General features: G+C 45.5%; 6 protein-coding genes. All 6 read left to right on the top strand.

Annotation, left to right across the window (positions count from 1 at the left end; translation table 11 throughout):
- The coding region (locus tag B2Z67_RS08050) for a SusD/RagB family nutrient-binding outer membrane lipoprotein (RefSeq protein WP_349677268.1) at window positions 1–1938 on the top strand (1938 nt) is incomplete at its 5' end.
- Between the two features lie 27 nt (window positions 1939–1965).
- Window positions 1966–2940 (top strand): hypothetical protein, encoded by a 975-nt coding sequence (locus B2Z67_RS08045; protein ID WP_291529306.1) that lies wholly within the window; start codon window positions 1966–1968, stop codon window positions 2938–2940.
- Window positions 2941–3710: 770 nt separating this feature from the next.
- Window positions 3711–4880 carry an exo-beta-N-acetylmuramidase NamZ family protein gene (locus B2Z67_RS08040; RefSeq protein WP_291529305.1) on the top strand — a complete coding sequence of 390 codons (1170 nt, stop codon included), beginning with the start codon at window positions 3711–3713 and terminating at the stop codon, window positions 4878–4880.
- A 69-nt stretch (window positions 4881–4949) separates the two neighbouring features.
- Window positions 4950–6395 carry a sodium:solute symporter gene (locus tag B2Z67_RS08035; RefSeq protein WP_291529304.1) on the top strand — a complete coding sequence of 482 codons (1446 nt, stop codon included), beginning with the start codon at window positions 4950–4952 and terminating at the stop codon, window positions 6393–6395.
- A 29-nt stretch (window positions 6396–6424) separates the two neighbouring features.
- Window positions 6425–9526, top strand: a complete 3102-nt coding sequence (locus B2Z67_RS08030) for a xanthan lyase (protein WP_291529303.1) — start codon at window positions 6425–6427, stop codon at window positions 9524–9526.
- A gap of 20 nt (window positions 9527–9546) precedes the next feature.
- Entirely contained in the window at window positions 9547–11442 is a 1896-nt protein-coding gene (locus B2Z67_RS08025; protein ID WP_291529302.1) for a PQQ-binding-like beta-propeller repeat protein, read from the top strand.
- The last annotated feature ends 172 nt before the right edge of the window (window positions 11443–11614 follow it).

The following is an 11614-nucleotide window of genomic DNA, read 5'->3' as shown; positions in this document are numbered from 1 at the left end:
TGTGAAACCCTATTTATAAAAAACAATATGAAGAAATATATATTAATCCCTTTCCTGTCCTTACTGATGTTATTCAACACCGGTTGTGACGATTATCTGGATGTGAACAATAATGTTGACGCTCCGGACTATGTGGAAGACTATCTATACCTGTCAGGTATCATCCAAAGCTATCAAGATATTACCTACGACTTGACGTATGCCATCCTACCAATGACTTCAATGTGGACAACCACCAATGGCTATGGTTTTGCAAATCATTTCTGGCGCAAAGCTTCTGCTTCCAATGATACCGGACAGTTAATCTGGCGTACGGTTTACTGGAACCAAGGTATGAACCTCGAAAATATGATTAACCAAGCCATAGCCGCCGGACATTGGCGCTTGGCCGGTATCGGTTACGCTATCAAGGCTCACAGTTGGGATTTACTTGCCAAAGTTTATGCAGAAGCTCCCTTGAAACAAGTATTCGACACCGAACGCACACGCTTTGATTATGATTCGCAGGCTGATATTTATGAAGCCGTACGCGAATGGGCGAAAGAAGCTATCAGGTATTTGGATATGGAAGACAATAGCAACTACGGAACGAAGATTACAGACAATGACTGGATTTATAAAGGAGATGCAGCAAAATGGAAAAAGTTCGCTAACGGCGTTATCGTACGTAACCTGGCTTCACTATCCAACAAAAAAGACTTCGCAACCAAGTATGCCGACGAACTGATTGCAGCAGCCAACAATGCATTGGCATCATCGGCAGACGACGCCATGGTAGAGGTAGCAGGTGGATCAGGAAGCGTACTTTACAGCGGCTATAACAATTTCTGGGGAACACAGCGCGGTAATCTGGGTACTACTTATTTCCAGAATGACTATCTCGTACAGCTTATGACCGGAACCATACCGAAATATGGCACTGATGGCAGACGCATAAAACAAGAACCTGTACCCAATCCATATTACCAGTATGAATTGCTCGAACAGCAGATTATTACCGATACGCTTATCAACGAACCCGGACATTACGACCCACGCGTAGCCGTGAAACTCAGCACAGCGACCGATCCTGAATATCTGTACATTGACAACGCGGACAGTGTGAAAGCGCATAAATATTATGGAGGAAGAGACAACACTACAAGAGCCAATCCCGGAGGAATAGTTACTACTCCACAACTCTACGGACGTGTTGATGCGGTAAAGAACTCTACGACAACAACCCCTAACGACGGTATCGGACGCTGGCTTTTCCGCGACAATGCGCCTTACGTATTGATGACTTCTGCTGAAATTAAGTTCTGTCTTGCCGAAGCATACTGGAAGAAAGGCGACAAAGCCAACGCTTACAGAGCATTCAAGGAGGCCATTAAGAATGACCTTGACTTTACCGTAAAGCAACTTTATCCGGGTACTAAAGGTGCAATCGGCGGAGGTGACAAGATAGTGTCCGGTGTTTACAATAACCTGGCAAACGAATATTACGCAGGCCCTTATGTGGAAGGATTGGGAGAAAACAACCTGACTCTCTCGCACATCATGCTGCAGAAATACGTTGCACTTTATCCGTGGGGAGGTATCGAAGCCTGGACTGACTTGCGCAAATACCACTACGACATTGTGTACAGTGGTGAATATCCTTCAAAAGGAAACGGTTGGGATGACACGCGCCTGATTGATACAAAACGTGATGAAGACCCCACCAAAGTATTCAAAGGATTCTTCCTCGGCGCATCAAGAGACATTGAATTCCGCAATGCCGCATTCGACATTGATAATGACGGAGCGCCTTGTTATCGTATACGCCCCCGTTACAACTCGGAATATATGTGGAACATAGAATCATTGGAAAAACTGAAACCTATTTCAGGTATGGCAGCCAACTACCAGTGTTCTATTCCGTGGTTTGCTTATCCCGGTGAAGTTCCCGCCAACTAATGTTTCATTAAAAAAAACAGTAGAATTATGAAAAAGATAATATATACAGGATTAACATTCTTATTCGCCATAGCAATGGCTTCATGCGAAAAGAATGATATTGATTACGATGCTATCTCCGCCTCGGAAATGGCTCAATTTCAAATCAGCCATTTCACGCCGGTGCTAAGAAATGCTGCTTATAATATATACAAAGTCGAGTTGGACGGAAAGTTGCTGTCTAACGACAAAAGCGTATTGAGTTATTACAATACAAATCCGGGGCCTGCAAATTCTTTTACAGCCCGTTTCTATACGGCACAACCGGGTACGGTAAATTTGAAGTTCTATCAAAGTACCCAGCTAAATGAGGTATATAATCAGGATGTAACTCTGAAAAAGGGGAAACAAAATGTTATCGTATACGACTATTCCAAACCTCCTATTGTGTTAGACCGCGGTTATGATCTTAGCTATCCGTTAGATCCCGCAAAAGCATCGTTCGATACGGATACTATTTCCTTTGTACGTTTCATCAACCTGATGTTTGAAGATGATACCCAACCAACTACAATGAAGTTGCAATACCAGTATCAGTACACCCCACACCCGTTGTACACCATTGCCGATGAAAAAGCCGGAAGAATACCGGAAGGTAAGAAAGTAGGCGACGAAACGGGCGATGCGACAAAAAGCGCATGGCTTAATCTGGGTAGTCCGGTTGCTTTTGGCGAAAGTACAGGCTTTATACCCATACCGGCTATAAAAACAACTTATGTTTCACAAGGTGCGGCTCGCGTTGATTTCCGCATCGTTGTTTCAGCCGCCAATGGTGGAGTGCCCGGCGAAACGGTTGTGGATGATACTATTTATCAATTACGGGTAATAAACTCCTCAGCCAGATATGTAGCCTATACTGATTACTGGAATCAAACCACCGGACGTTATCAAACACATTACTTTGGTGGTACCCGTACGCAATCAACAAAAACCGCTTCTGTAGTTGTTGGGTATGATAACTAATAATTTAGAAGTACGGGCGGACTATATATGGCAGTAGACCTTAGGATAGTTCCATAATGAGGTTTACTACATAATGATAATATGCAGAGGCTGTCCACGAGGACAGCCTCTGTTTTTACCTTTTTACCATTTTGTCATTTTGTATTTTAAACCTGCCGAGAATGCCATATTTCCGCACTGATGCCCATAGTGTTGGAAATACGCAAGCGAAAATCTGTAAATAGCAGATTATAAGCGAGATATCGAAATACTGACATTTATTTTAGAATGAAATATTCCTCAAAAGGTGCTATTTGAGAGAAAAATATGATGCAAACAAGTCAGAGTAACTCACTACTTATAAGTAGCTCACCAATTACCTATAAGTAATTCACCAATTACCTATAGGTAGTTGACCTTTTACTTATAAGTAGTTGTAGATCTACCATATATGTATGACTCTTTTGAGTATAAATAGCCCGCAAAAATGGAATAATATACAGGAATACTGTATTATTATTCCTTGTTTATTCACTAAAGATTCTGGAATGCAATTTCCTGAAAAGATACGCGTTATTAAAATAAAGGATATAGTATCATTCTGGTAGCGAGAGTGGCCTATTTACATCATTTCGTTATTCCCGCAGAAGCATGATTTTCATGTTTACCCCATTTAACTAAGTGCAAATTATTAAGTATAATACTAAAAATAGCAAAATAAGTGTTTTTGATATTAAAATAAAAGCTATCTTTGTTGCAACCATTATCTCACATACTTATATAACACTGTTATGAAGAAACTTTTGCTATTTATCCTTTTAGCGTGTAGCTCTCTGCTATGCCAGGCGCAGAAAGACCGGATAATCTTAGGTGATGAACAAACCTCTGAGTATTTTCCGATACTGAAGAATAAACGCATTGCTCTTTTTTCCAACCATACAGGAATGGCGGGAGATAAGCATATATTAGATGTACTTATAGAGAATAAGTTTAATGTAGTCGCCATATTTTCGCCCGAACATGGTTTTCGCGGGGATGCCGATGCCGGTGAACATGTATCCAGTTCTGTTGACCAAAAAACCGGAATACCTATCCTTTCCTTATATGACGGTAAAGGTAAAAAGCCCGGCGAACAGTTCATAGACAAATTTGATATTCTGGTAGTAGACATCCAGGATGTAGGCCTGCGCTTCTATACTTATTACGCCACGATGTGCAGACTGATGGATACCTGCGCTGAATACAACCGCAAAGTATTACTCCTGGATCGTCCCAATCCAAACGGGCACTACGTGGACGGCCCGATTCTTGATATGAAGTACAAATCTGGTGTAGGCTGGTTGCCTATCCCTATCGTTCATGGAATGACGCTGGGAGAACTTGCATTGATGGTAAACGGAGAACGCTGGTTACCCAATTCGCGTACGTGCGACCTGACCGTCATCAAGTGCAAGAATTATACCCACCGGACAATGTACCAGTTGCCCATTCCCCCATCTCCCAACTTGCCGAATATGAAATCCATATATCTCTATCCTGCCACTTGTTTCTTCGAAGCAACACCAGTCAGCCTGGGTAGAGGGACTTCGCTCCCATTCCAGGTTTACGGACATCCCAACATGACCGGATACAGTTACAGCTTTACTCCAAGAAGTGTTCCGGGAGCTAAAAACCCTCCCCAACTGAACAAACTGTGTCATGGAGTAGACCTGAGTAACATGAGCGATGAAGAAATATGGAAGCGCGGTGTAGACCTTACCTATATTATTGATGCATACAACAACCTGAATATGGGCGACCATTTCTTCCGTTCTTTCTTTGAACTGTTGGTAGGGAGAGATTATGTACGGAAAATGATTAAGCAGGGAAAAAGCGCCGATGAAATCAAAGCGATGTGGAAAGACGATGTAGAGAAATTCAAGATACAGCGTAAACCGTATCTCCTCTATGAGGAGAATTGAAAGTTGAAAGTTGAAAGTTGAAAATGATACCAATACATAATTAATATACCAATACATAACAATATAGAGATGAGTCCGATATCTGTAGTTATAACCATTGCCGCTTACTTTGTGATACTGTTCACCATATCCTACATAGCAGGCAGAAAGGCCGACAACGAAGGGTTCTTTGTCGGTAACCGTAAATCATCATGGTACGTCGTAGCATTTGCCATGATAGGTTCCAGTATTTCCGGGGTAACATACGTATCCGTACCGGGTATGGTAGCAGCCAGCAGCTTCGGTTATTTACAAATGGTTTTGGGGTTTGTTGCAGGGCAATTGGTCATAGCCTTTGTCTTAACACCTCTGTTCTACCGGATGAATCTGGTATCTATCTACGAATATCTGGAAAATCGTTTTGGAATATCCTCCTACCGTACAGGAGCCTGGTTCTTCTTTATTTCAAAGATGCTGGGAGCTGCCGTACGTTTGTTCCTCGTCTGCCTGACGTTGCAACTGCTGGTATTCGAGCCGTTAGGATTACCTTTTATATTGAATGTGGCAATCACAGTGGCTTTGGTATGGCTTTATACCTTCCGCGGCGGTGTGAAATCCCTTATCTGGACAGACTCATTGAAAACACTCTGCTTAGTAGTATCAGTGGTGCTCTGCATCAGCTACATCGCATCCGACCTGAATTTATCCCTCAGCAGCATGCTCAGCACAATAGCAGACAGTGACATGTCGCGCACTTTCTTCTTCGACGATATAAACAGTAAACAATACTTCTTCAAACAGTTCTTTGCCGGAGCGTTTACCATGATTGCCATGACAGGATTGGATCAGGACATGATGCAACGCAACCTTAGCTGCAAAAACTTTAAGGATTCACAGAAGAATATGATTACCAGCGTCGTCTCACAGTTCATCGTAATCCTGCTGTTCCTCATGCTGGGCGTATTGCTTTATATCTTTGCAAGCAACCAGGGCATCCAGGTAGAAAAGAGTGATGAACTCTTCCCGCTGATAGCAACCGGCAATTACTTCCCCGCTATTGTAGGCATCCTGTTTATTATCGGTTTGATATCTTCCGCTTATTCGGCGGCAGGCTCGGCGCTCACTGCCCTGACTACTTCATTCACGGTAGATATTCTCGGAACAAAAGGCAAGACCGAAGAAGAAATCGTGAAAGTACGCAAACGGGTACACATCGGCATGGCAGCCGTTATGGCCATTACGATATTTGTATTCAACATGCTGAACAATACAAGTGTGATTGACGCCGTATATATCCTGGCAAGTTATACTTATGGTCCTATTCTCGGCTTGTTTGCATTCGGTATCTTCATGAAACAACAAGTCCGCGACAAATACATACCATTGGTAGCCATCCTCTCACCCATTCTTTGCTTTGTTTTGCAAAAGAATTCGGAGGCTTGGTTCAACGGTTACCAATTCAGTTATGAACTTCTGATATTCAACGCACTGTTCACCTTTATCGGACTTTGCCTGTTGATTAAAAAGGATAAGTGATAAATAACCAATTAACTTAATACATCATCATGAATGTGAGACTTTATTTTTTATTCATCCTGTTCACCGCCTCCCTAATCCCCCAACAGGGAGGCGCGCAGGAGCTTCCGACGGATGTTCGCCAGGAAATAGAAAAGCTACTGTATGCCACCGCACGAAAAGAAATATCCGTGGGGCGCATCAGGGTCGACTCTGTTGCCATACAAGGAAACACCTTGCAATTGTTTGCCAACATGAACCTTGCTTACACCCCTTTCAGGGAAGATAATGTAGCGGAACTCTACCGGGAAGTGAAAGCTCTGCTTCCGGCTGAACTTTCAAAATACGATTTGCAAATCCGTACGAACAAACATAGCATTGAGGAACTGATTCCCCAGGCATTGCGAAACAAAAAGGACAAGAAAAGCAAGAAGAACGAGAAACCCCAGGCATTCGCCCCTGCAGGGGAGAAGCCTTTGGTAACGCATCTTTCAGTCCCCTACGCTCCCACCAACGGGTTAAACAACCGTCACATCGCCATGTGGCAGAGCCACGGTTATTATTATGAACCGAAACTGACACGCTGGGAATGGCAACGCGCCCGTGTTTTTCAGACCGTAGAAGACTTGTACACACAAAGTTATGTACTGCCTTTCCTCGTTCCCATGCTGGAGAATGCAGGAGCCAATGTACTGACACCGCGTGAGCGTGACAGCCAGACGAAAGAAGTAATCGTAGACAATGACGGTTGCCTGTACGGACGTTCCGTTTATACGGAAAACATAGGCGATAAGGTATGGAGCCAAGGAGCAGGAGAAGGTTTCGCTCACTTGCGCAGCCAATATATTGATTTTCAGAATCCATTCCGCGAAGGTACATTCCGCACCATTGAAACAGTCAAAGGAAAGAAAGACAGGGAAAGTACAGCCGAGTGGATACCGGAAATACCCGCAACAGGACAGTATGCCGTTTACGTATCCTATAAAACATTGCCGAACAGTACGGACGACGCCCTTTATACCATTTACCATAAAGGCGGTTCGACCCAGTTTAAAGTGAACCAGCAAATGGGCGGCGGTACATGGATTTATCTCGGAACATTCGGATTCGACGCCGGAAAGAACAACGCCTGCAAGGTAGTTCTGAGTAACCGTTCCGATAAGGCGGGGCGCGTAGTTACTGCCGACGGCGTAAAGATTGGTGGCGGTATGGGTAACATCGCCCGTCGCATTTCTGCTGAAGGCGCTACTGCAAACGTCAAGAGTTCGGAAGCCAATGCCGCTGTTGCACATAAAGAAATGCCGAAAATAGACTATCCGTATGAAGTTAGCGGTTATCCCCGTTTCTGCGAAGCATCCCGTTACTGGCTGCAATGGGCAGGATTCCCGGACAGCGTCTATACCGAAAGCCGTGGAAAGAATGACTATACGGACGATTACAAGAGCCGTGGCATCTGGGTAAACTACCTGGCGGGCGGCTCTGCAACCAATCCTACGGAAGAAGGACTGAATATTCCGGTGGATATGGCTTTCGCTTTCCATACGGATGCGGGAACAACATTAAATGACTCCATCATCGGTACACTGGGCATTTACTACACCAACGTTTACAACGAAGAATATGCCAACGGAGCATCCCGCTTCCTGGCTCACGACATGACAGACCTGATTCAGTCCAACATCGTACGCGACATCCGCGCCTTGTATGAACCGAACTGGACACGCCGCGGCATGTGGAATCAATCTTATTTTGAAGCCCGTGTTCCCCGTGCGCCTACCATGCTGCTGGAATTACTCTCTCACCAGAACTTTGCAGATATGCGCTACGGGCTTGACCCGCGCTTCCGTTTCACAGTGAGCCGCTCTATATATAAAGGTATGCTGCAATTCATCTGCTCACAATACAATACGGATTACGTGGTTCAACCGTTGCCCGTTGACAACATGGCTCTGCGCATGGCAGGTGATAACGAAATAGAACTGACCTGGCAACCTGTCGCCGACCCGCAGGAACCGACAGCCAATGCTGAAAAGTACATTGTCTACACCCGCATCGGAGACGGAGATTTCGATAACGGCGTATTAGTGGACAGGAATGTGTACCGCGCCAAACTTCCCGCAGGCATGGTGTGCAGTTATAAAGTGACCGCAGTGAATAAAGGCGGCGAAAGTTTCCCGTCAGAGATTCTCTCGGCAGGACGAGCTTTCAACGAAAAGGGCACTGTACTGGTAGTGAACGGCTTCGACCGCATCAGCGCACCCGCCGACTTTGTAGCCCCCGCTCCCGGTGATACTCTGCTTGCCGGTTTCCTGGACGAGTTAGATCATGGAGTACCTTATCTCAAGGATATCAGCTACATCGGCAAGATGAAAGAGTTCCGCCGTTCCATTCCCTGGATGGACGACGACGCTTCCGGTTTTGGCGACAGTAACACTGACTATGAAGACAAGGTAATCGCCGGAAACTCGTTCGATTATCCTGCCGTACACGGTTCAGCCATCCTGAGAGCCGGATACTCGTTCGTATCTTGCAGCGATGAGACTGTGGAAAACAAGACTACAAATATGAACGACTATAAATATGTAGACCTGATACTGGGTAAGGAATGTCAGACCAAAATGGGACGTGGCGGTGTGAAACCGTTAGAGTTCAAGACATTCAGCAACCCTATGCAGGAAGCTATCGCAACTTATTGCGGACAAGGTGGAAATATCTTTGTTTCGGGAGCTTACGTAGGTACCGACCTTTGGGACAACCGCCTCGCACCCGCCCAACTTGCCGATAAAGAGTTTGCAACGGAAGTCCTGAAATATAAATGGCGCGTGGGACAGGCAGCTACAGAGGGTAAGGTGAAATGTGTAGCTTCCCCATTCCCCGCCATTTCAGGTAACTATACTTATTACAGTGAATTGAATGCCAACAGCTATGTGGTAGAATCTCCGGACGCCATAGAACCGGCTACCAAAGAGGCTTACACCATTATGCGCTATTCGGAAAACAACCGGAGCGCCGGAGTAGCATACAAAGGCAACTACAAGACCTGCGTACTGGGATTCCCGTTCGAGGCCTTGCGCACTGTTACCGAGAGAGAAGCATTGATGAATGCCATCCTGACATTCTTCAATGAAGATACGAACCTATCAACCAAATAGTAATATATCAATCATCATTTATGAAGCGAAGACTCTTTAGAATGTTTCTGTTGTTGTGCCTGTTGCCGCTTGCGGTACAGGCGCAACACGGAACATTCCGTTTTGCACAAATAACGGATACTCACTTCAGCCCCAGCAATCAGAATCCTACGGAAGACTTGCTGCGATCCATTGCACAGATTAACGCAACAGACAGTATCGACTTCGTTTTAGTGACAGGCGATATTACCGAAGAAGGTGACCGCGCCTCGATGCAGAAGGTAAAGGAAGCGCTGGATTTATTAAAGACAAAGTATTACGTTGTCCTCGGTAATCACGAAACGAAATGGAGCGACTCCGGTTGTACCGCTTTCAGTGAAATCTTCGGAGGCGAACGTTTTGAATTTGAACATAAAGGCATTCTGTTTCTTGGCTTTAACTCAGGCCCGTTGATGCGCATGGCTTACGGTCATGTAGTGCCGCAGGACATCCGTTGGATGACGGAGAGAATGAACTTGTTCAATACCGGAAGTTCTCAATTTCCGGCTCCCGATGCTCAGCTCAACAAACCGGTGATACTCGTTACGCATTACCCGATGCTGGAAGGAGACGTTGACAACTGGTACGAAGTAACGGACGCCGTACGCCCCTATAACATCCGCCTGTTTATCGGCGGGCACTATCATCGCAACCGCAACATCCGGTACGACGGCATTCCCGGCATCCTGATGCGAAGCAACCTGCGCGACAAAGACAATAAGCAAGGATACGGCATATACGATATAACCCGGGACTCTATCCTTGTCTATACCCGGCGCATAGGCGAGCCTAAGGAGAAATGGGCTTCCTTTTCCCTGGCCGGACAGTATTACGACCGCAACGGGAAAGCGGAGAAATACCCCGACTTCTCGGTAAACAAGGAGTACGACAAGGTAAAAGAACAATGGGTAGTACAAACGGGAGCCGGTATTTACTGTTCTCCCGCAGTAGAGAAAGATAAAGTATTCGTGGGAGACGACATGGGATACCTCACCTGCTATGCCTTGAAGAATGGAAAGAAGCTATGGAACTTCCGTTCCGGAAATCGCATTGTAGGTACTCCGGCCGTGGCAGACGGTGTAGTGGTATTCGGCTCGGCAGACCATAGCATCTACGGACTGAACAGCAAAGACGGTAGTCTGCTGTGGACCGTGAAAGCCACCCAGCCTGTATTGGGCGCAGTGACTATTGACAACGGCATCGCTTATATAGGGGCCAGCGACCACAACTTGCGCGCCATTGATATCCATACCGGGAAAGAGATATGGGCTTACACCGGAGTAAAAGGATACATTGAAACAAAACCATTGGTAACGGCGTCCGAAGTTATATTCGGCGCGTGGGACAATACGCTTTACGCACTCAACAAGACGGATGGACTGGAATTATGGAAATGGACGGGCGGGCTGACCCGTATGCACTTCTCTCCTGCCGCCGTATGGCCGGTAGCGGCAGACGGCAAGGTGTACATTACCGACCCGCAACGTGCAATGACCGCCATTAACATACGAACCGGCGAAACCGTATGGCGCACATTCCAGTCGGCTGTACGCGAAACCATCGGTTTATCCGAGGACGGTGAACGGGTGTACAGTAAGACTATGAACGACAGCATCGTTTGCTACTCCGCCAAAGGCGACCAGCCTCTGCAACTGTGGGCGAGCAACGTGGGCTTTGGTTACGAACATGCCCCGTCCATGCAAGTGGAAAAAGGAGGCGTAATGTTCGGTAGCACCAAAGAAGGATTAATCTTCGCCTTAGAAGGCCGGACGGGCAAAGTGTTGTGGAAGCATAAGACAGGCAATTCGCTTATCAATACCGTAGTGCCGTTGAACGGGCAACAGGTATTGTTTACCGCTACCAGCGGAGAAGTAGGATTATTAACCGTGAAGAAATAAACATAAGTACAACACCATAATTAGTTTGTATTATGAATGAGAAATTAGCGATATATGTATATGAGTAATAGGAGTAATGTATATGATAACAAGAGTAAGTATATGATAACAAGAGTAAGTATATGATAAATAAGAGTAAGTATATGATAAACAGTAGTATCTCTATTCTCCT

Origin of the sequence: Bacteroides sp. UBA939 (genome assembly GCF_002293435.1) — a bacterium.
GTDB lineage: Bacteria > Bacteroidota > Bacteroidia > Bacteroidales > Bacteroidaceae > Bacteroides.
Note: the sequence above shows the minus strand (reverse complement) of the source record. Positions and strands in the feature narration are given on the sequence as shown.